Genomic DNA, 21212 nt, shown 5'->3' on the forward strand with positions numbered 1-21212 from the left:
CTCGATGCGGGGCGTGGGCCCGATGCGGCCATCATGGCAAGGCAGTCTTGTGGAAACCTTTTGGATGACTGAAAGCTTGCCCCCCGCGCTGCTCCCTCCCCTGCATGCAGGGGAGGGTTGGGGAGGGGTGCTTCACGCTGACGGAATAGCTCCCCTTCCCAACCTCCTCTTGCGAGCGGGGGGAAGGACAAAGCGGCTCAACCAGGCACGACTGCCATGCGAATACGCACCAGCAATCCCCGTCCCAGCGGCGATGCCAGCAGCTCGATCGAGGCGTCGTGCAGTTCGATCGCGCGCTGCACGATACTCAGGCCCAGCCCGAAGCCGCGGGTGGCGCTTTCCACTTCGCGATGAAAGCGCTGGAATACGGCCTGCCGGCGGTCTTCGGGAATGCCCGGGCCGTTGTCGCAGATATCGATCACCGCCTGCGTGCCCTCGCGGCGGATGGCCACCTCGACCTGGCCGCTGGCCTCGGTGTAGCGCAGGGCATTCTCGATCAGGTTGCGCAGCATCGCGGTGAGCGCGACCTCGTGGCCGAGCACGGCGATGGGGGCGTCGTCGTGGCTGAGGCTGACCGCGATGTCTTTTTCGGCGATCAGCGGCGCCAGCTCTTCGATCACTTCCGTGGCGATGCGCGCCACGTCCAGCCGCGTGCGCTGCTGCGAGGCGGCGCCGGCCTCCAGGCGGGCCATGGCCAGGATCTGTTCGATGCGACGCGCAAGACGGGCCATGCTTTGCTGGGCGTGCCGCACGGTGAACGCCACCTCGGCGGGATCGTCGGTGATCATCGCGCTTTCCAGGTGGATCATGGTCGCGGCCAGCGGCGTGCGCAGCTCGTGCGCTACGTCGGTGGCGAAACGGTGCTCGCGTTCCAGCGCATCCTCCAGCCGTTCCAGCTGCTGGTTGAGCGCCACGATCAGCGGCTTGATCTCCTGTGGGGCGTAGTTTGCCGGCATCGGCTTGCGGCTGCCCGGCGTGCGCCGATCCAGCATCTCGGTGAGCAGGGCTACCGGGCGCAGGCCGCGTTTCACGGCGAGGCTGACCAGCAGCGCCAGCAACGGCAAACCGATCAGCAGCGGCAAGGTGTGTTCGATGACCAGTCCGCGCGCGATATCGCGGCGATTGTCCGAGCGCTCGCCGATGCGTATCACCAGGTTGGCGCGGTTCTGCAGGGTGAAGGTGCGCCACAGGCCACCGTCGTGCTGTATGTCGCGAAAGCCGCGCTCATCGCGGGTGGGCGGTGGCAGGTCGGTGAGGTTCGAGGTGGCGGCGATCAGCTCGCCCTGCGGGTCGTAGGCCTGGAAACCCACTTCGGGCTCGTAGTTGTGCGGATGTACCGACACCACCACGCCCTTGTGCTGGGCGTCGGCGGCCTGCGGAATGCCCGGCAGGTCGGCATCGTGCAGCGGCAACTGGCCATGCGCGATCAGCGTGCCCAGCGTGCGGCCGGCCTGGGCCAGGCGTCCGTCCAGCAACTCGTTCATCTCGCGCAGCTCGCGGCGGTAGCTGATCCAGCCGAGCGGAATGAGCACGGCCACCATCACCGCGATGATCAGCCAGGTCAGGCGCGTGCGCAGGCTGGCGGGGTGGGAGCCTGTGCTCATTGCGGCTCGCGGGGAATCATGTAGCCGATGCCGCGCACGGTGTGGATCACTTCCGGGCTGAGCTTGCGCCGCAGCCAGTGCACCTGCACTTCGATGGCGTTGCGTTCGACGAGGGTGTCCAGGCCGTAGACCGAATTCTCCAGCGTCTCGCGCCGCACGATGCGTCCCGCGCGCTCCATCAGCACGCGCAGCAGCGCGAACTCGCGGCGGGTAAGGCTGACCCGTTCGCCGCGAAACTCCACTTCGGCGGTGGCCAGGTTGAGGCGCAGCCCGCCCACTTCGACGAGATTGTCGGCCAGCCCCTGGGTGCGCCGCGTCAGCGAGCGGATGCGAGCGGACAGCTCGCCCAGGTGGAACGGCTTGACCAGGTAATCGTCCGCGCCCAGGTCGAGGCCGCGGATGCGCATTTCCAGCGCATCGCGTGCGGTCATCACCAGCACCGGCGTCTTCACGCCGGCGCGACGCGCTTCGCCGAGCACGTCCAGGCCGTCCTTGCCGGGCAGGCCGAGATCGAGCAGCACCAGGTCGACCGGATCGCCACGCAGGGCCTCGGTCGCCTCGCGACCGTCGCGCAGCCAGGTCACGGCGTAGGACTGGTGCTCCAATGCGTGCTTGATGGCGGCGCCCAGCTCGGCATCGTCCTCAACCAGCAGAATATGCATGCCATACCACCCGTGTCGGTCCTGGGGTTGCGCGATGAAGGAAGGTCCACCGCCCGGCGCATCATCCATGGCCATCCTTTTGTGGAACTTTTGCCGATGGAGCGGCTGCCGCAGCCGTCACGTTGGCGCGTGAGACACGCCAACGTCAATGGGGCGTGCCGCATAAAGAAAGACGGCGGATGGTTGGTCCGCCGTCTTTCTCCCTGTTTTGCGCCAGTTGTGCGGCGCCCGTGAAGGTGGTTTGCGCGTGGCTATTCAGGGACTCTTCGCCAGCGCGGCGGTCAGAATGGCATTCCTGAGATCGGCCTGGCTCATCGCGGCACCCTGCGACTGATTGATCGCCACGGCCTTGATCGACTGCGGTTTGAGCATAAGGTGGCGCTGCACTTCCCAGCTATCGGCCTGGCGTTGCGCCCGCGCGAAATCTTCGGGAGAGTTTCCGACGAAACCAATGACGGCATAGCCGTTGAGATCGACGGTATAGGTTTCAACGGCGGCATTGGCCTGACCCACACAGGCGATGCCAAGCGCGATGACGACGGGGATGATCAAGCGCTTCATGGTAGAGCCTCCTAACGGGGATGGTCTTCCGGGGGAGGCTCGAAGATAGACTCCACGCGCACTCAAGACTTGAGGAAGTCGCGCGAAACGCTGAGGAAATCATGAGGCTTTGCCGCGCCAATGGTCCGTACCGTGCCGTTGGTCATGCGGCGACCGTCTTGTCCTTGTAACGACACAGGTCGCGTATGACGCACTGCGGACAATCGGGCTTGCGTGCCTTGCACACGTAGCGGCCATGCAAGATAAGCCAGTGATGCGCATCCTGCTTGAACTCGGCCGGCACCACTTTCTCCAGCTTGTCCTCCACCGCGCGCACATCCTTGCCGGGTGCGAGGCCGGTGCGGTTGGCCACGCGGAAGATGTGCGTATCCACGGCGATGGTCGGATGGCCGAACGCGGTATTGAGCACGACGTTGGCGGTCTTGCGCCCGACGCCGGGCAGCGCCTCCAGCGCCTCGCGCGTGCGCGGCACCTCGCCGTGATATTGCTCGACCAACATGCGGCACAGCGCGATCACATTCTTGGCCTTGCTGTTGTACAGGCCGATGCTGCTGATGTACTGCTTGAGCTTGTCCTCGCCCAGATCGAGGATCGCCTGCGGCGTGTTAGCAACGGGATAAAGCTTTTTTGTCGCCTTGTTCACGCCCACGTCGGTGGCTTGCGCGGACAGCACCACCGCCACCAGCAGCTCGAATGGCGTGGTGTAGTCGAGCTCGGTGGTGGGGTGCGGATCCAGCTCGCGCAGGCGGGTGAACAGCTCGACGACGTCGGCCTTCTTCACGTGGATTTTCCTTGTTGCCTGGCGCGCGCACGGGCGAGTGCCGCAAGCACGGGATTGGTTTCGGCAGCGGCGGCGACTTCTGCCTTGCGCGCGGCCAGTTCCGCGTCGCGCTGCGCCTGCTCGTGTGCAAGTCGCGCCTCGCGTCGCTGGAAGTGCGCGCGGGCGGCATCGGCATGGGCCGGATCATTCACCTGCGCCAGCGGCATGGGCTCAAGCACGATGCAATCGACCGGGCAGGCCGGCACGCACAGTTCGCAGCCGGTGCAATCGTCGGCGATCACCGTGTGCATCAACTTGGCCGCGCCGACGATGGCATCCACCGGACAGGTCTGGATGCACTTGGTGCAGCCGATGCAGTCGGCTTCCACGATGCGCGCCAGCATGCGTGGCTTCTCGATGCCGTGTTGCGGATCGAGCGGCAAAGGGGACACGTCCAGCAGCGCGGCGAGACGGGCGATGCCGGCGGCACCGCCCGGCGGGCACTGGTTGATCTTCGCCTCGCCGCGCGCGATGGCTTCCGCATAGGGGCGGCAGCCGTGGTAACCGCATTGTTCGCATTGCGTCTGTGGCAGCAGCGCGTCGATGCGGTCGGCCAGCGTCATGGGGATCTTTAGCGAACGGTAGCGCCCGGCTTCGCGCCCTGGTCGGCGTCCAGCAGGAACAGATCGCTGCCACCGTCGCCGGCCGACAGGATCATGCCTTCGGACAAGCCGAAGCGCATCTTGCGCGGCGCCAGGTTGGCGATGAACACCACATTGCGGCCCACCAGCTTCTCCGGTTCGCCATAGGCGGCGCGGATGCCCGAGAAGATCTGGCGCGTGCCCAGCGGGCCGGCGTCCAGTTCGAAGCGCAGCAGCTTGTCCGAGCCGTCCACGAATTCGCAGGCGGTGACCTTGCCGATGCGCAGGTCGAGCTTGGCGAAATCGTCGATGGCGATGATGGCGGCGCCGTCGACGGCAGCTGACGGTGCGCTGGTGCTGGCTTCACTCATGGTCTTGCTCGATTCCTTGGATTTCCTGGGGGCGGGCTTGGTTTCGGCGGGCGCGAGGGAATCCTTCGACGCTTCCACCATGGCCTCGACGTGCTTGGGATCGATGCGGCCGAGCAGCGGCTCGAACGCATTGATGGTGTGGTTGTGCAGTTCGGCGCGCGCGTCGTCGAAGCCGGCGATCGGCGCGGCGAGGAAACGCTCCGCCGCCTCCACCGTGGCCGGCAGCACCGGCTTGAGCAGGCCGGCCAGCAGGCGGAACGCGGCCAGCGCGAACGAGCACACCTGGTGCAGTTCGTCGCGGCGCGTTTCGTCTTTGGCGATGGCCCATGGCGCCTTGGCGGCGATATGGCCGTTGACCAGGTCGGCCATGGTCACGAAGCGACGGGAGACTTCCGCGAACTCGCCACTGTGGTAAAGCCCAGGCACGTCGCCATACAGCGACAGCAGCTCGCGCCACAGTTCCTGTTCCTGGGTGCTGAAGGCGGGCGCCAGGCGTCCGTCGAAATACTTGTGCACGAAGCCCGCGGTGCGGCTGGCGATGTTCACCCACTTGCCGACCAGGTGCGAGTTGACGCGCTCCTCGAAGGCCTTGAGGTCCAGGTCCACGTCCACCGGCGTATCGCTCAGCAGGCTGGCGAAGTAGTAGCGCAGGTATTCCGGGTGCAGCCCGGCATCCAGGTAGGTGCGTGCCTGGATGAAGGTGCCGCGCGACTTGGACATCTTCGCGCCGTTGACCGTGAGATAGCCGTTGACGTGCAGCGCGGTGGGTGTGCGGAAATTCGCGCCGTGCAGCATCGCCGGCCAGAACAGGCCGTGGAAATTGATGATGTCCTTGCCGATGAAGTGGTGCATCTCGGCGCGGCTGTCCGGCGCCAGGAAATCCTCGAACTTCAGGTCGGCGCGGTCGCACAGCGCCTTGAAGCTGGCCAGGTAGCCCACCGGCGCGTCCAGCCATACGTAGAAGTACTTGCCCGGCGCATCGGGAATGGGGAAGCCGAAGTAGGGCGCGTCGCGCGAGATGTCCCAGTCCTTCAGGCCGCCGTCCAGCCACTCGCGCAGCTTGGCCACTACGCCGCTGTTGGCCACCGGCTGGCCATGGGTGAGCTTGCCGGCGAACCAGTCGCGCAGCAGCGGCTCGAACTTGCCCAGTTCGAAGAAGTAATGTTCCGAATCGCGCAGCACCGGCGTGGCGCCGGACATCACCGAATAGGGGTTGACCAGGTCGGTGGGCGCGTAGGTGGCGCCGCAGTGCTCGCAGTTGTCGCCGTACTGGTCGGGCGTGCCGCAGTTGGGGCAGGTGCCCTTGATGTAGCGGTCCGGCAGGAACATGTCCTTTTCCGGATCGAACAGCTGCTGGATGTCGCGGCGCGCGATGAAGCCGCCATCGCGCAGGCGCGTATAGATCAGCGAGGCGAGTTCGCGGTTCTCTTCCGAATGGGTCGAGTGGTAGTGGTCGAAGGCCACGCCGAACGCGGCGAAATCCGCCTCGTGGCTGGTGCGGATGCCTTCGATATAGGTCTCCGGCGACATGCCGGCCTTTTCCGCCGCGAGCATGATCGGCGTGCCATGCGCGTCATCGGCGCACACGTAGATCGCCTCGTTGCCCTGCATCCGCTGCGCGCGCACCCAGATATCGGCCTGGATGTAGCCCAGCAGATGGCCCATGTGCAGCGGGCCATTGGCATAGGGCAGGGCATTGGTGACGAGTAGGCGACGGCTCATGGGCGGTGGCAGCTCCGTGGGGCCGTCCATTATGGCATGCGTGTCGTGACGACGCCCCGGGCCTTTGCGTTCCAGACGGCTCTGTGGCGCACCTCAGCGGGAAGTGGGTGAGCGACGCCAGCAGGCGATAGCCAAGGCCAGCATCGCCGTTGGTAGCCACACCCAGAGCAGTTCCGACGTCATCACGGTCCAGCCTTGGGTGCTGAAGAACCTGCGGCCGATGGGGGACACGGCGATGGGCCGAAACGGCGCGAACCAGCGCTGGTCGCTAAAGGGCCACCACAGCGCCACGCCAAGACCGCCATCGGTGCAGGCGTCCAGCAATGGGTGGGAAAGGGCGGCCAATCCCACAAACCCCAGGCTGCGCCAGGGTGAGCTGTGCAATTGCCGATGACCGAGCGCGGCGAGTAAGCCGAGCATCAACGCGAAGGCTACCGAGTGCAGGGCGCCGCGATGGCCAAACGCGCTCGCATACGGTATGCCGAGCCTGAAGGCGATTACATCGGTATCGGCAAGCATCGCGGCGACGCTGCTCGCCGCCAGAAGGCGACCGCTGACGCGGCGGGGCCCCGTGGCGACGCCGAGCATGAGCGGTACGGCGGCGTGGGTGAACAAGGTGGGCATGCTTGCGATCCTCGCTGTAAAAGATTCCTTGTGAAGGAGCTTGCCGTGCTTGGCGGTCGCCGGCATGGCGCATAAGTGGCAGGACGATGCGCCATGCCGGACGTTTGCATGTTGTTGCACGTTTTTATACATTTGATCCCGTTGCTGCTGCCCTGGGGGTCGTCGTGGAGTCCATGCCCGAAACCAGCCCGGTCAGCGCCGGTGGCGATGTGATACCGGCCGCCAGGCGTTCGACCCAGCTGATTTTCCTGGTGGCGGGCCTGGGCATGTCGGTATGGGCGCCGATGGTGCCCTACGCCAAGTCCCGGCTGGGGCTGGACGACGCGCAACTGGGGCTGGCGTTGCTGGCGCTGGGTGGCGGGCCGATGCTGTCGATGCCCTTGGTCGGGTGGATGACGCATCGCCTGGGCAATCGTTCGGTGATCGTCGGCGCGGGGCTGCTGATGTGCCTGGCGCTGCCATGGCTGGCGGTGGTGTCGAGCGTGACGGCGCTGGTGGCGGCGTTGTTGTATTTCGGCATCGTGCTCGGCGCCGTCGATGTGGCGATGAACGCGCATGCGGTGGATGTGGAACGGCTGGATGGTGGCCGCCTGATGTCCGGCTTCCACGGGCTGTTCAGCGTGGGTGGTTTGAGTGGTGCCGCCCTGATGAGCGGATTGCTGGCTGCCGGCATGTCGCTTGGGTCTGCGGCGGTGGCGGTCGCGTTGTTGCTTGCGGTGCTCGTGTGGTGGCTGCGCGGCGGCTTGCTGGCGGACGTGCATGAAGCCTCCGCGACACGGCGCACGGGTTTCCGCTTGCCGCATGGGCTGGTGTGGTTGCTCGGCCTGCTGTGCTTCGTCAGTTTCCTGTCCGAAGGCGCCATGCTGGACTGGAGCGCGGTGTTCCTGCGTGACTTCCGCGGCGTGGCAGCCGCCTCGGCGGGACTTGGCTACGCCTGCTTCTCCATCGCCATGGCGACGGGCCGGCTGGTGGGCGATCGGATCATTTCGCGCACCGGGCCGGTATGGGCGGTGCGTGCCGGTGCCGCTCTGGCTGCGGCGGGTTTCCTGTTGTCCGCCGGCGTGCCGGGGGTGTGGCCGTCGCTGGTGGGTTTCGTGCTGATCGGCCTGGGTGCATCCAACATCGTGCCGGTGCTGTTCAGTGCCGCGGGGCGCCTGCCGGGGACATCGCCGGCCATCGCCATCGCCATGGCCACCACGCTCGGTTATGCCGGCCTGCTCAGCGGCCCGGCCCTGATCGGTTTTCTTTCGCATGTCTGCAGCCTGCCCATCGCGTTTGCCGCGGTGGCGGGCCTGCTGTTGCTGGTGATGGCTTCGGCGAGGATCGTGCAGCGATGAGTGCCGTTGTCGACACCGTGATATTCGACCTGGGCAATGTGCTGATCGCGTGGGACCCGCGCCGGCTCTATCGCCAGTTGATCGACGACGAGGCGCAGCGCGAATGGTTCCTGCGCGAGGTATGCAACAGCGCCTGGAACGAGCAGCAGGATGCCGGGCGGCCATGGGCCGAAGCCACGGCGCTGCTGCGTGCCAAGTTTCCGCAACATGCCGACTGGATCGACGCCTATCACCACCGCTGGGAGGAAACCCTGGTCGGGCCGATCGAGGAAAGCGTCGTCCTGCTGGCGGCGCTCAAGGCGCGTGGTGTGCGCCTGCTGGCGCTGACCAACTGGTCGCAGGAAACCTTTCCGGTGGCACGCCGGCGCTACCCGTTCCTGCGGTGGTTCGAAGGCATCGTGGTGTCGGGTGAGGAGCGCCTGGTCAAGCCCGATCCCCGCATCTACCAGCGCCTGCTCGATCGTTATGCGGTCGATCCCGCGCGGGCGCTGTATATCGACGACTCAGCGCGCAACGTGGCCGCCGCCGAAGCGCTTGGCATGCGGGGCTGGTGGTTCCGCGATGCCGCCGGGCTGCGTGATTGCCTGACCGGGCTCGCCCTGCTCGAAGGCGAGGCACGACATGGCTAGGCAGCCGGTAATCGCTCCCGACAGCGGCATCCTGCCGGAGGAACGCCAGCAACGCATCCTGGCCGCGCTGCGCCATGACGGGCGCGTGGTGGCCGCCGAGCTGTCGGCCCGGTTTGCCGTGTCGGAAGACTCCATTCGCCGCGACCTGCGCGAGCTGGCGGCGCAGGGCCTGTGCAAGCGTGTGTACGGCGGGGCCTTGTTGCCGGCGGCCACGCCCACGCCGCTCAAGCAGCGACGCGGCGAGCACTCCGCGCGCAAGCTGATGCTGGCGCGCAAGGCGGTGAGCCTGGTGAGGCCGCGCCAGACCCTGTTGATCGATGCGGGCACCACCAATGCGGCCATTGCCGCCGCGTTGCCGATGGAGGCAGGACTCACCGTCATCACCAATGCGCCGCACATCGCGCAGCTGCTGCTCGATCGCGAAGGCTTCGCGGTGCTGCTGATCGGCGGTCGCATCGATGCATCGATTGGCGGCACGGTGGGAGCGCAGGCGGTGGAACAAGTGCGTCGCCTGCGTGCGGACCTGTGTTTTCCTGGCGCCTGCGCCATCGACGTGGCCCATGGTCTGTGGGGTTTCGACAGCGAGGAAGCGCTGTTCAAGCGCGCCATGATCGATGCCAGCGACGAGGCGGTGGTGGTGGCCACGGACGACAAGCTGGGCGTCGTCGCCACCCATCAGGTGGCCGAGTTGTCGCGCGTGCAGCACCTCGTGGTGGAACACTCGGCCGATCGCGCCACGCGCTCGGCATTTGCCACGCATGGCGTGGCGGTGCATCGGGCGGAGGCCGCTGCGGATTAGTTTTACTCGCGTTTTTTTAAGGACGCCTGGGCGGCCAAACGCACCGGCCGTCCGCGAGAGATGCGTCGCCGGTAAATTGTCGCCAGCGCCGGAATACTGGCGCTTTGGTTGACGGTCGATGCCATGCGTGGCATCGCATGTTCTTCCGCTTGGCCATGCGCAAGCCTTGCCGGCCGCTTCATGGCGCGGTTGCGGCAAGCATTACGTTTCTTTACACGGGCTGGCCCTGCCGCGGGCAGGGGGCTGGTCGATAACTTGCTAGTGATTGCCTTGCGATACTCCGGCCAGGGCGTTCGCGTCACCCGCGCAAGGATGGGTCTTGGTGTGATGCAAGTCGTCGGGCCTGGTGACTTGATGACTATCCAAACCTTTCACGGGAACCATCCAATGACCATCGGCACCGTTTCTAACAACACCAACAACTACTGGCTCAATCAGCTCAACCAGTCCACCAGCACGGCCACCGCCAGCGGCAGCACCAGCCAGGCCGGCAGCGCCTCGTCCGGCAACGGCCTGTTCGGTTCGATCTTCCAGGCGCTGAGCCAGCTCGGCGTGGGCGGCAGCACGAGTGCGACGGGCAGCGGCACGAGTACCAGCGCCAGCGCTTCCTCGGGCGGTACGTCCTCGACCCAGGATCCGGCGCAGGCCGCGTCGGCCTTCATGCAGAGCCTGATGGCGGCGCTGCAGGCGCAGAACAGCCAGGCGGCCAGCACCACGGCGACCACCGACGCCACCGCGGCGACGGGCGCCGTGGCCGGCACGACGGCGGCCAACCCGGCCGCCAATGCAGGCGCCGGCCAGTCGGCCGGGTTGCACCACGGCGGCGGACATCACCACCACGGCGGTGGTCACATGCAGAGCGACGTGCAGAGCCTGATCACCCAGCTGTCGTCCAGCAGTTCCAGCACGTCGACGTCGGGTTCTTCCAGCTCGACGCTCGATTCGCTGCAGCAGAGCTTCCAGGATCTGGTCGGCTCGCTGGGCGGTACAGGCAGCACCACGGCGACGCTCAGCAACTTCCTGCAGACGCTTTCGAGCGATCTGGGCGGCTCGTCGGCCTCCGGCTCGATTGTCAGCACCCAGGCCTGAGGCCCTAACGCATGAGGCCTGCCACCGGGGCAGGCCCCATGCTTAAACGAAAACCGGTAGGGCTTACGGCTGGCGTTCCCACACCTGGCTGCGACCCATCAGCGAGAAGCCGATGTAGCCGCGTACTTCCAGCTTGGTGCCGTTCTCGATGGTATGCAGCTTGACCTTGTAGACCTTGCCGCTCTTGGGATCGAGGATCTTGCCGCCGTCCCACACGTCGCCGTCCTGGCGCACGCCCCACATGATGTTCATGCCCTCGACCGGCTGGTTCTTGCGCTCGCCGTCGCAGTTCTTGCACAGCGGGTGCGGACCTTCGTCCGACTGCAGCACCTGCAGCACCGTGGCCTTCAGCTCGCCATGGTCATCGGTGATCTGCACGATGGATTTGGCCTTGCCGGTTTCGTCGTCGATGGTCTTCCAGGTGCCCACCGGGGTGTTCTCGGCGGCGAACACCGCGCCGGCGCACAGCAGCAGGCTTGTAGCGACAGCAAGGCGAAGCAGTGACTTCATGGTGGATCCTCCCGTACGAAACAGTATGGGCCGAGCCTGACCGACGCCGCGCGAGACAGTCAAGCTGCATTGCGAAAGCCGGGCGATGGGTCGGTGGGCCAGGGCTGGCATAATGGGCGACCACCCATGACAGTCCACCTATCGATATGACGCAGGCGAATGAAGCCCTGGTCCGCCAACTGCTTGGCGCGCTGGAAGATCCCCATACCGGCGCTCCCGTCGCCGACGCCGTGCGCGCCGTGGGCGTGGACGGTGATCGTGTGTCGGTGGACATCCAGCTTGGCTATCCCGCCCTGGGGTCCAAGGACGCCCTCGCTGCCCGCGTGAAGCAGGCGCTGGAGGCCGACCCGGCCATCGCCGCGGCCTCGGTCTCGATCGGCACGCGCATCCATTCGCACAAGGTGCAGGGCACCTTGGGCCCGCTGCCGGGCGTGAAGAACATCATCGCAGTGGCCTCGGGCAAGGGCGGCGTGGGCAAATCCACGGTATCGGCCAATCTGGCGCTGGCCCTGGCCGCCGAGGGCGCCAAGGTGGGCGTGCTGGACGCGGACATCTACGGCCCCAGCCAGCCGCGCATGCTCGGCATCACCGGCAAGCCGCAGTCGCCCGACGGCAAGACCATCATTCCGCTGGAAGCGCACGGCCTGCAGGCCATGTCGATCGGTTTCCTGGTGGACGAGGAAACGCCGATGATCTGGCGTGGCCCCATGGTCACCCAGGCCATGATGCAGCTGCTCTGCGACAGTCGCTGGGAGCAACTGGACTACCTCATCGTCGACCTGCCGCCGGGCACCGGCGACATCCAGCTCACGCTGTCGCAGAAGGTGCCGGTGGCCGGCGCGGTGATCGTCACCACGCCGCAGGACATCGCCCTGCTGGACGCGCGCAAGGCACTGAAGATGTTCGAGAAGGTCGAGGTGCCGGTGCTGGGCGTGGTGGAGAACATGGCCACGCACGTGTGCTCGAACTGCGGCCACGAGGAGCACATCTTCGGCGAGGGCGGTGGTGCACGCATGGCCGGGCAGTACCAGGTGGCGTACCTGGGCTCGCTGCCGCTGGATATCCGCATTCGCGAGCAGGCCGACGGCGGCACGCCGACGGTGGCCGCCATGCCCGATTCCGACCTGGCCGCCCGCTACCGTGAAATCGCACGCAACGCCGCCGGACGGCTGTCGCGGCTGCCGCGCAATAAGTCGCTGGGGCTGGGCAAGATCATGGTGCAGGGCGCGCCCTAGGTTTGGGTCGGGCAGCCTTCCGTACGGATGGATGCGCCGGTTGCCACGCCGCATCCCCCACCGACTGGCGGTGCAGGGGCAATTTCCGCTATTTTTCCGGTCTTTACGCCAGCCGGCGTGACCGACAACCCCCTTCGGGAGTCCGAGTGAGCATCAAATCCGACAAGTGGATCCGCCGCATGGCCGAGCAGCACGGCATGATCGAGCCGTTCGAGCCGGGCCAGGTCAAGGTGCGCGAGGGCAACAGGCTCGTCTCCTACGGCACCTCGAGCTACGGCTACGACGTGCGCTGCGCGCGCGAGTTCAAGATCTTCACCAATATCAATTCCACCATCGTGGACCCGAAGGCGTTCGATCCGACCAGTTTCGTCGACGTCGAGGCGGACGTGTGCATCATCCCGCCCAATTCGTTCGCGCTGGCGCGCACGGTCGAGTACTTCCGCATTCCGCGCAAGGTGCTCACCATCTGCCTGGGCAAGAGCACCTATGCGCGCTGCGGCATCATCGTCAACGTGACGCCGCTGGAGCCGGAGTGGGAAGGCCACGTGACGCTGGAGTTCTCCAACACCACGCCGCTGCCCGCGAAGATCTACGCCAACGAGGGCGTGGCGCAGATGTTGTTCCTCGAGTCCGACGAGGAATGCGAAACCAGCTACAAGGACCGCGGCGGCAAGTATCAGGGCCAGCAGGGCGTGACCCTGCCGCGTACCTGATCGTTCACGTTCGCGAACGCGGTCACCATACAGCTGAATGGTTGCCGTCCGGGGCCGCAGCGAAGGCCCGGGGCGGCGCTACACTTCACCATTGTCTACACCAATGCATTGCAGGAGATCCCGCATGACCCGTTTTTCCACGCTGATGACCCGTGCGGCCACAGCCATCCTGCTGGGCAGCATGCTGGTGCTGGCCGGCTGCCATCGCGGCAGCACCAAGGACGAAGTGCGCACCGCCGACATGAAGAGCCAGTTCGATGCGGTGATCCAGGCCTACAAGAGCGGCCAGTTCGTGGTCGACGGCGCCGTGCTGTCCGCGCTGGATACCGGCAGTCACTTCGCCTATCTGAAGGATCAGGGCCGCCTGCCCAAGACCGTGCTGCTCGAACCCAGCGACGACTCCAAGATCCGCAAGCAGCACCTGCAGTATATGGCGCGCCTGCAGCTCGACTATGGCTTCACCGTGTATTACGACGATGGCGGCACGCTGAAGAAGATCAGTGTGGTCGACACCAAGGCTCGCGACCTCGAGGACTACAAGGCGCCGCCGAAGGCTGCCGACGCGCCGCCGCCGCAGCAGCACTACTGATAGCGGATGGAATGAAAAAAACCGCGGAGCGATCCGCGGTTTTTTTTGTGGTTTTCGCGACCGCGCGCTTCACGTAACCAGTGCGTCCTGCAGTTGCCCCATCCGCCTTTCCAGCGCATCCGGGGCGTAGGGTTCCGCGCGACCATGGCCCCACACGGGTCCGGGCCACGCCGCATCACCTTCACGTCGTCCCACCACATGGATATGCAGCTGGCGCACGATGTTGCCCAGCGCGCCGAGGTTGAGCTTCTCGAAGGGCGCGATCGAGCGCAGTACGTGCGCGGCGAGGTTCGCCTCCTGCCACAGCAGGGCTTGCGCATCGGCGGGCAGGTCGCAGATTTCGACCAGGCCGGCGCGGCGGGGCACCAGCACCAGCCAGGGGAAGCGCGCATCGTTCATCAGTCGCACGTCGCAAAGCGGCAGCGATACGACATGGCGCGTGTCGGCCTGCAGCCGCGGATCGAGCATGAACGCCGTCTCGCTCATGCGCCGTGCGCCAGGTGCTTGTCGAAGAAGGCCAGCGTGCGCTGGTAGGCGAGTTTGGCGCTGGCCTCGTCGTAGTGGTCGCCCACGTCACGGTTGAACGCATGGTCGGCGGGGTAGGTGAACAGTTCCATCTGCGGCAGCATCTCGCGGTGCTTCTGCACCATGTCCGGAGGAATGCTCTTGTCCAGCTCACCGAAGTGGAACATCACCGGCGCCTTGGGTTTTTCACCGAGGAAGGGCAGGTTGCGCGCACCGTAGTAGCTCACCGAGGGCAGGCCCAGGCGCAGCGCTGCCAGCAGGGCCACCGTGCCACCCCAGCAATAGCCCACCGTGCCGATACGGCCGGCGGAGGCGATCGCCTCGGCGGCGCTGGCCACATCCTCCAGCGCGCGGTCCAGGCCCAGTTCCGCCACCAGCGCCCTGCCGCGCGTAAAGCCGGCTTCGTCGTAGCCAAGCTCCACACCGGTTTCCAGATGGTCGAAGAAGCAGGGCGCGATGGCCGTGTAGCCGGCTTCGGCAAAGCGGTCGGTGACGCTGCGCACATGCGCGTTGACGCCGAAGATTTCCTGGATCACCACGATGCCGCCCTTGGGTTTGCCGGCCGGCTGGGCCAGGTAGGCGCCGATGCACTGCGTGCGCGTGGTGTTGAGGCTGATGGTGTGGCCCATGGCGGTGTCTCCCTGGCGGTAAAGGCGAATTCTAGCCATTCAGGGATCAGGCCGGCCGTCACGTATAATGGTCCGTTTTCCGCATAGTTACGGTTGCACATCCATGTCGCAGGCCTCCCCCAAAGTCGGTTTCGTCAGTCTTGGCTGCCCCAAGGCGCTGGTCGACTCCGAGCGCATCCTCACCCAGCTGAAGGTCGAGGGCTACGAGATCGTGCCCAGCTACGGCGCGGCCGATGCGGTGGTGGTCAACACCTGCGGCTTCATCGATGCCGCCGTGCAGGAGTCGCTGGACGCCATCGGCGAGGCGCTGCACGAGAACGGCAAGGTGATCGTCACCGGCTGCCTGGGCAAGCGCTCGGAGCTGATCCGCGAGGCCTACCCGGACGTGCTCGCCATCACCGGCCCGCAGGACTACGCCAGCGTGATGAGCGCAGTGCACAGCGCGCTGCCGCCCAGGCGCAACCCGCTGCTGGACATCATTCCCGATACCGGCGTGAAGCTCACGCCCAAGCACTATGCGTACCTGAAGATTTCCGAGGGCTGCAATCACCGCTGCAGCTTCTGCATCATCCCGTCGATGCGTGGCGATCTGGTTTCACGCCCGGTCGATGAAGTGCTGATCGAGGCCGAGCGTCTCGTGAAGGGCGGCGTGAAGGAGTTGCTGGTGATCTCGCAGGACACCAGCGCCTACGGCGTGGACGTGAAGTACGCCGAGCGCCAGTGGCGCGACAAGCGCTATCGCACGCGCATGACCGAGCTGTGCGAGGGCCTGTCCGAACTGGGCGCGTGGACGCGCCTGCACTACGTCTACCCGTACCCGCATGTGGACGAGGTGATGCCGCTGATGGCGGAGGGCAAGATCCTGCCGTACCTGGACATCCCGTTCCAGCACGCCAGCCCGCGCATCCTCAAGCTGATGAAGCGCCCGGGCAATATCGACAAGACGCTGGAGCGCATTCGCAACTGGCGCAAGGCGGTGCCGGACATCACGCTGCGCAGCACCTTCATCGTCGGCTTCCCCGGCGAGACGGACGCGGAGTTCGAGGAGCTGCTCGACTTCCTGCGCGAGGCCGAGCTGGATCGCGTGGGCGCGTTCGCCTATTCGCCGGTGGACGGCGCCAAGGCCAACGAGCTGCCCGATCCGGTATCCGAGGAATTGAAGGAAGACCGCCTGGAACAGTTCATGGCGGTGCAGGCGGAAATCTCTGCCGCCAAGCTGCAGCGCAAGATCGGCCGCACCATCAAGGTGCTGGTGGACGAGGCCGGTGCCGAAGGTGCCGTTGCGCGTTCGGCCGCCGATGCGCCGGAGATCGATGGCGTGGTGCATATCGCCAACGGTCAGCTGCTCAAGCCGGGCCAGTTCGTCGAGGTGGTGGTGGAAGACGCCGACGAGCACGACCTGCACGCGCGCCTCGCGGGCTGAGTGGCCAGAAGGATGGCGTGATGCGTTATGTCGCGCCAGCACGTGGAGCGGTCGAGCCGGCGGTGTTCTCACGCTTGCCGCTGGCTGCCTGGCGAGCGCACGCCGGGTGGTTGCAAGGCGTCGATTGGCCGTCCGTCGATACGCTCAATGCGGCGCGGCCGGCGGCGATGGCCGCGCGCTTTGTCGCCCAGACGCAGGCCTTGCTGGGCGATGGCCTGCATTACGAGCAACGCATCGCCGAACGCGGGGCCATCGCCACGCGCGAGGCGAACTGGCACGACCTGTTCAACGCGCTGATATGGCTGCGCTATCCCGCCATCAAGCAGGCGCTCAATGCCCGGCAGGTGGCCGAGATCGCTCGCATGGGCACGCGCGAGCGTTCGCGCGCGCAGTACGCGATGACGCATTTCGACGAAGCCGGCGTCATCGTGGCGTTGCGTGACCCGGCGTTGTTGCGCTTGTGGGATGCGCATGACTGGCATGGCCTGTTCTGGCGCGAACGCGCCGCATGGCAGGATGGCCGAGCCTCGATCGAGGTGTTTGGCCATGCCCTGCTGGAACATGCGCTGTCGCCGGGCAAGCTGCTGGTGGGCAAGGCGCTGGTCTTTCTGGCCGACAGCGAAGGCGGTGCGGCCGAACATGCCTGTGCGACGGCGATTGCCGGCGGGAACCTGTTGCACGACCCGCTGGAGCTGCGGCCGTTGCCGCTATCGGGCCTGCCTGGCTGGCATCCCGCCAATGACGAAGAGGCGTTCCACAGGAATGCCGTGTGCTATCAGCCGCGCAGGGAAGGGCGCAGTTATCCGCCTGCGGCGCGTCTTTGAGGCCGTAGCCGCCAGGTAGTAGCCCCGGCAAATTGCGGTGCCGCCGCAATCGCGCTACAACGCCTGGGCAGCGAGGGCGCTGGGAGCGGACCATGGACAAGGGTTGTCGCATGCGCTTGGGAGAGAGGCGAAGGTGGTGGCTTCGGGCCGGCCTGCTGGCCTGCCTGCTCGGCTTCGGCGTGTCGCTGCGGGCGGACGACGCAGCGGCGGGGATGGGCGAAGATTCCACCGCCATCCGGTTTGGCATCCTGCCGATCGGCAGCGCAGCCGAGTCGCGCGAGCAGTGGCAGCCCTTGCTGGCGGACATGGAGAAGAAGCTGGGGCACCCGGTGACGGCCGTATCGGTAAGCAGCTATGCGGGCTTGTCCGGTGCCATCGGTGACCAGCGCGTCGATATCGCATTCCTGTCCGGGCGGTTGGCGATCGAGGCTGTCGCACACCAACATATGAGCGTGGTGGCGCAGTTCGTGCGCAGCGACGGCGCCAGGGGCAACGTAGCCATGCTGCTGGTGCGCAACGATAGCGCGATCCACAACCTCAATGACCTGCTCGATCATCCACGCCATTGGCGTTACGCGCGCGGCGAGCCGCTTTCGGTGACGGGCTACGTGATGCCTGAGGCGCAGGTGTTTGCCTCGCGCGGGCTCAATTCGGACACCTTCTTTGCCAGCGTGCGCGTGGGCAACCACCAGAACAACGCGCTCGCCGTCGTCAATCGCGAGGTAGACGTGGCCACCGGCAACAATCCAGACCTGGATCTGTTCCGCAGGAACTTTCCCAGCGAGGCCTCGCAGCTCAAGGTGATCTGGCAATCCAGCCTCATCCCTTCGGGCGTATTGGTGGTGCGCGATGGCATGCCCGAACCGCTGCGCAGCCGGCTGATCGCGGCCATGCGCGGGTATGGGCAGTCAGCGGGAGCGGCAGGCGAGCGAGAACGCGCCAATCTTGCGCGCATCCCGGACCTGGCCGGGTTTGCACCGGCCGACAACAGCGTGCTGAAACCCTTCGTCGACATGGAGTTCCAGTTGGTCCGCGAGCAGGCGGAGCACGGCCATTGGGTCAACGAATCGGCCCGCCATGCAAGGCTCAAGCAGATCGACATGGACTATCAGAACGCCCTCCAGCAGCTGCAGCGGCACTGAGCAGCCATTTCGTTGTCCAATACCCACTTGTTTTTGCCCGTTCTGGAGATATCGATGCCTGCTTTCGATCGTGTACTGCGCGCCTGCGCCCTGGGCGTGCTGGCTGTTGCCGTTGGCGTGGTGCCCTGTGTTCATGCCCAGCTCGCGCCTGCCGGTTTGCCGGAAGCGGACAAGCAGCAGATCAAGGGCTATACGTTGAACGACGACGTATTCAATCGCCTGGTCGCCGCCACCGAGGAAGCGCGTGCGTCAGGCATTCCGCCGCAGGCGGCGCCCGACCCAGGCAAGGTGCACAGCTTGAATGACCTGGCCGCGCAGGCGATGGCGGGCGATCCGCGCATTCCGGCATTGGTGAAGAAGTACGGCTTCACGCCACGCGAGTTCATGCTGGCCAATATCGCGCTGTTGAACGCGGCGATGGCGGCGCAGGCGCGCAATGATCCTGCGCTGGCCCATAACCTCAACCAGGTATGGGTCAATCCCGACAATATCCGTTTTGTCGATGCGCACCAGGCCCAGGTGGCGGCGTTGTTGCAGGGTGGCCACTAATGGGCCAGCTGAGCGGGGCGTGGCACGCGCCGCTCAGTAATTCACCGCCACGATCGCAAAACGCGTTCGCCCACCGGGCAGTTCCGCCTCGAACTCATCGTCCAGGCGCTTCTTCAGGGCGGCGCGTGCCAGTGGCGAGTCGATGCTGATCCAGCCCAGGCGTGCATCGGTTTCGTCAGGACCGACGATGCGATAAAGCACGCTTTCCCCGGATTCGACGTTTTCCAGCTCGATGCTCGCGCCAAAGAACACCACGTCGCGATCGGCTGGCGCGCCCTCGGCCACCTTGAGCGACGGGATGCGCTTGCTCAGGTAGCGCACGCGGCGATCGATCTCGCCCAACTGCTTCTTGCGATAGGTGTACTCGGCGTTCTCGGAGCGATCACCCTCGGCGGCGGCGGCCGCCAGCGCCTTCACCACTTCCGGGCGCAGCGTGTGCCACAGGTGGTCGAGTTCCGCCTTGAGCTTCTCGAAGCCTTCGCGCGTGATGATGGCGGTGGAATGCGGTGCGGGTGGGCGCCAGCGGCTCATGGTCGGTATATCCGTGGTGCTGAATGTCGGTGGGCGATTTTATGCGGACGTCCCGTGCGCAGGATATCGGTGTTGCTGCCCGGTGCGCCGCAGGTGCGGCGGCACGGCGTCTTCACGTGGATGCGACGACATGCTGCGGCGATAAACACTGGTTGAGCCATTGACCCTGGGCGCAGTAAGGTCGGCCCTTCGATCTGACAATGAAGTCGTCCATGGCTCCCCGTGCCCTCCTCAACTCCTTGCGTCTGGCTCCTTTGGCCTGCGCGCTCACCTTGCTGGCTGCCTGTGCGTCTTCCGCTGCCCCCAAGCCTTCCCCCCAGACCAGCCAGCTGTATGCGCAGCTTGACCAGGCCAGCAAGGGTTATGAAACGGCCCTGGAGCAGGCGCGCGCCGGCCATGCGCAGGCCTCGCAGCAAACCCTGGATGCTTCGTTGAACCAGCTGAAGGATGCGGCGGCCCATTGCCCGGGCACGGCGGGTTGCGACCCGCAGCGTTTCTTCTCGGTGTTCGATCGCCTGCTGCGCCTGAAGGATGGCAATTTCGCGCTGGGCGATGACCTGGACGGCATGGACGACGATATGCCCGAGGGCAGCAACAGCGGCAAGACCGGCGCGGCCAGCCTGCCCGAGGCGCAACGCAGCGTGACCTTGCTGCGCGGTCAGCAGCTGTCGCAGCTGATCGCCATGAATGGCCCGGTCAAGGCGGCGCTGGAGATGTGGCTCACCCAGTGGCGCGGCAACCTGATGGATGCCTACGTCAATTACGAATTCCTGCGCTACCAGATGTGGCCGGAGTACCAGAAGCAGGATCTGCCCGAGGCGCTGCTGTTCGGCATCCTGGCCAAGGAATCCGGCGGCAAGGTGCATGCGGTGTCGCGCTCGGGCGCGGCGGGCCCGTTGCAGTTCATGTACGCCACCGGCCTGCGCTTTGGCCTCAATACCGAAGACGGTTTCGATTCACGCTTCGATCCGGCCGAGGCGGCGCGCGCCAATGCCGAGTACATGGACGAACAGCTCAAGGCCTTCAACAATAATCTGGAGTTGACCCTGGCCGCCTATAACGGCGGCGAGGGGCGCATGCGCCGGTTGGTGGGCGACAACACCTCGGTGAGCCTGTACGACCCCACCATCTACAACCAGCTTTCGCAGGAAACCCGTGACTACGTGCCGTCGGTGCTGGCGGCTGCCTGGCTGTTCCTGCATCCGGAAAGCTACAACCTGCGTTTCCCGCGGGTGGACGGCGCGCCGGGTAGCATCGTGCTCAAGCGGCCGGCCTCGCTCACCGAGCTGACCGTCTGCCTGGGCTCGGCCGGTGGCATGAGCGACGGCTGGTTCCGCACCTTGCGCAACCTCAACCCGAGACTCGACCCGCAGGTGGCGCAGCCCGTTGGCGTGCGCATCATGGTGCCCAAGATGCTCGAACGGCCCTATGAGGCGCGTTGCACGGATGGCCCCTGGCCGATCCTGGCCAACGACCTGCATACCGCCGTGTTGCCGGTGGTGCCGCCCGCGCCGGTGGCGACGTCGGCGCCGACGCATTCATCCAGTTCCGGCAAGACCCGCAGTTATGTGGTCAGGCGCGGCGACACGCTCACCAGCATCGTCAACAAGCTGGGCTGCTCCAGCGTGCAAGAAGTGGCGGAGATGAATGACCTCAGTCGCCAGCACATCAAGCCGGGCCAGACGCTGAAATTGCCGACCTGTCGATAAGGGGAAGGCATGGCCAAAAAAACGCCGCCCCGCA

Annotated in this window: 23 protein-coding genes; 12 read left to right on the plus strand and 11 right to left on the minus strand. The window is 65.9% G+C overall.

The features are described from left to right. Window positions 1–197 precede the first annotated feature (197 nt). The 7 genes from MJ606_RS14240 to MJ606_RS14270 form a co-directional block, all read right to left on the minus strand. On the minus strand, window positions 198–1604 hold the full coding sequence (locus MJ606_RS14240) for an ATP-binding protein (protein ID WP_243050198.1): 1407 nt from the start codon (window positions 1602–1604) through the stop codon (window positions 198–200). Next, complete coding sequence (locus MJ606_RS14245; protein ID WP_243050199.1) at window positions 1601–2266, minus strand: response regulator; 666 nt, start codon at window positions 2264–2266, stop codon at window positions 1601–1603. Before MJ606_RS14245 ends, MJ606_RS14240 begins: the two co-directional genes overlap by 4 nt. Before the next feature lie 255 nt (window positions 2267–2521). After that, a complete protein-coding gene (locus MJ606_RS14250; protein WP_243050200.1) occupies window positions 2522–2827 on the minus strand; it encodes a hypothetical protein in 306 nt (101 codons plus the stop codon). A 142-nt stretch (window positions 2828–2969) separates the two neighbouring features. Beyond that, window positions 2970–3608: an endonuclease III gene (gene nth, locus MJ606_RS14255; RefSeq protein ID WP_243050201.1), complete on the minus strand. Its 639-nt coding sequence runs from the start codon at window positions 3606–3608 to the stop codon at window positions 2970–2972. Beyond that, window positions 3605–4210 (minus strand): RnfABCDGE type electron transport complex subunit B, encoded by a 606-nt coding sequence (locus tag MJ606_RS14260; protein WP_243050202.1) that lies wholly within the window; start codon window positions 4208–4210, stop codon window positions 3605–3607. Before MJ606_RS14260 ends, nth begins: the two co-directional genes overlap by 4 nt. An 8-nt stretch (window positions 4211–4218) precedes the next feature. Then, entirely contained in the window at window positions 4219–6321 is a 2103-nt protein-coding gene (metG, locus tag MJ606_RS14265) for a methionine--tRNA ligase (RefSeq protein ID WP_243050203.1), read from the minus strand. 93 nt (window positions 6322–6414) lie between these two features. After that, window positions 6415–7077 carry a metal-dependent hydrolase gene (locus MJ606_RS14270; RefSeq protein WP_243050204.1) on the minus strand — a complete coding sequence of 221 codons (663 nt, stop codon included), beginning with the start codon at window positions 7075–7077 and terminating at the stop codon, window positions 6415–6417. 41 nt (window positions 7078–7118) lie between these two features. Between MJ606_RS14270 and MJ606_RS14275 the strand changes: the two genes are divergently transcribed. The 4 genes from MJ606_RS14275 to MJ606_RS14290 all read left to right on the plus strand — a co-directional run bounded on the left by MJ606_RS14275 (window position 7119) and on the right by MJ606_RS14290 (window position 10799). After that, window positions 7119–8282, plus strand: coding sequence for an MFS transporter (locus MJ606_RS14275; protein ID WP_243050205.1), 1164 nt, complete (start codon window positions 7119–7121; stop codon window positions 8280–8282). Further along, a complete protein-coding gene (locus MJ606_RS14280; RefSeq protein WP_243050206.1) occupies window positions 8279–8911 on the plus strand; it encodes an HAD family phosphatase in 633 nt (210 codons plus the stop codon). The genes MJ606_RS14275 and MJ606_RS14280 overlap by 4 nt, the downstream gene beginning before the upstream one ends. Beyond that, window positions 8904–9710, plus strand: a complete 807-nt coding sequence (locus tag MJ606_RS14285; RefSeq protein ID WP_243050207.1) for a DeoR/GlpR family DNA-binding transcription regulator — start codon at window positions 8904–8906, stop codon at window positions 9708–9710. Before MJ606_RS14280 ends, MJ606_RS14285 begins: the two co-directional genes overlap by 8 nt. A gap of 387 nt (window positions 9711–10097) precedes the next feature. Further along, window positions 10098–10799, plus strand: a complete 702-nt coding sequence (locus tag MJ606_RS14290; protein WP_243050208.1) for a hypothetical protein — start codon at window positions 10098–10100, stop codon at window positions 10797–10799. A 63-nt stretch (window positions 10800–10862) separates the two neighbouring features. On the opposite strand, the gene MJ606_RS14295 is transcribed toward MJ606_RS14290, so the two are convergent. Then, complete coding sequence (locus MJ606_RS14295) at window positions 10863–11309, minus strand: DUF2147 domain-containing protein (RefSeq protein ID WP_243050209.1); 447 nt, start codon at window positions 11307–11309, stop codon at window positions 10863–10865. Window positions 11310–11455: 146 nt separating this feature from the next. On the opposite strand from MJ606_RS14295, the gene apbC reads away from it, so the two are divergent. From apbC to MJ606_RS14310, 3 genes are all read left to right on the plus strand, one after another. Then, a complete protein-coding gene (apbC, locus tag MJ606_RS14300) occupies window positions 11456–12544 on the plus strand; it encodes an iron-sulfur cluster carrier protein ApbC (protein WP_243050210.1) in 1089 nt (362 codons plus the stop codon). 146 nt (window positions 12545–12690) lie between these two features. Then, the gene (dcd, locus tag MJ606_RS14305) at window positions 12691–13257 is read left to right on the plus strand and encodes a dCTP deaminase (RefSeq protein WP_243050211.1); all 567 of its coding nucleotides are present in this window, start codon (window positions 12691–12693) and stop codon (window positions 13255–13257) included. A gap of 124 nt (window positions 13258–13381) precedes the next feature. Beyond that, window positions 13382–13846, plus strand: a complete 465-nt coding sequence (locus tag MJ606_RS14310) for a hypothetical protein (protein WP_243050212.1) — start codon at window positions 13382–13384, stop codon at window positions 13844–13846. A gap of 69 nt (window positions 13847–13915) precedes the next feature. Here the strand turns inward: MJ606_RS14310 and MJ606_RS14315 are convergent, their stop codons facing one another. Both MJ606_RS14315 and MJ606_RS14320 read right to left on the minus strand, forming a co-directional pair. Continuing rightward, window positions 13916–14332 (minus strand): HIT family protein, encoded by a 417-nt coding sequence (locus tag MJ606_RS14315; RefSeq protein WP_243050213.1) that lies wholly within the window; start codon window positions 14330–14332, stop codon window positions 13916–13918. Then, entirely contained in the window at window positions 14329–15000 is a 672-nt protein-coding gene (locus tag MJ606_RS14320; protein ID WP_243050214.1) for a dienelactone hydrolase family protein, read from the minus strand. The genes MJ606_RS14315 and MJ606_RS14320 overlap by 4 nt, the downstream gene beginning before the upstream one ends. Before the next feature lie 103 nt (window positions 15001–15103). Between MJ606_RS14320 and rimO the strand changes: the two genes are divergently transcribed. From rimO to MJ606_RS14340, 4 genes are all read left to right on the plus strand, one after another. Further along, window positions 15104–16423, plus strand: a complete 1320-nt coding sequence (rimO, locus tag MJ606_RS14325; RefSeq protein WP_243050215.1) for a 30S ribosomal protein S12 methylthiotransferase RimO — start codon at window positions 15104–15106, stop codon at window positions 16421–16423. A gap of 20 nt (window positions 16424–16443) precedes the next feature. Next, entirely contained in the window at window positions 16444–17247 is an 804-nt protein-coding gene (locus tag MJ606_RS14330; RefSeq protein ID WP_243050369.1) for a DUF3025 domain-containing protein, read from the plus strand. 110 nt (window positions 17248–17357) lie between these two features. Further along, window positions 17358–18389, plus strand: coding sequence for a phosphate/phosphite/phosphonate ABC transporter substrate-binding protein (gene phnD, locus MJ606_RS14335; RefSeq protein ID WP_243050216.1), 1032 nt, complete (start codon window positions 17358–17360; stop codon window positions 18387–18389). Between the two features lie 54 nt (window positions 18390–18443). After that, window positions 18444–18938, plus strand: coding sequence for a hypothetical protein (locus tag MJ606_RS14340; RefSeq protein ID WP_243050217.1), 495 nt, complete (start codon window positions 18444–18446; stop codon window positions 18936–18938). A 33-nt stretch (window positions 18939–18971) separates the two neighbouring features. Here the strand turns inward: MJ606_RS14340 and greB are convergent, their stop codons facing one another. Further along, entirely contained in the window at window positions 18972–19469 is a 498-nt protein-coding gene (gene greB, locus MJ606_RS14345) for a transcription elongation factor GreB (protein WP_243050218.1), read from the minus strand. A 212-nt stretch (window positions 19470–19681) separates the two neighbouring features. Between greB and MJ606_RS14350 the strand changes: the two genes are divergently transcribed. Beyond that, window positions 19682–21178, plus strand: coding sequence for a transglycosylase SLT domain-containing protein (locus MJ606_RS14350; protein ID WP_243050219.1), 1497 nt, complete (start codon window positions 19682–19684; stop codon window positions 21176–21178). Window positions 21179–21212 lie beyond the last annotated feature (34 nt).

It is taken from the genome of Dyella sp. RRB7, assembly GCF_022761115.1.
GTDB lineage: Bacteria > Pseudomonadota > Gammaproteobacteria > Xanthomonadales > Rhodanobacteraceae > Dyella.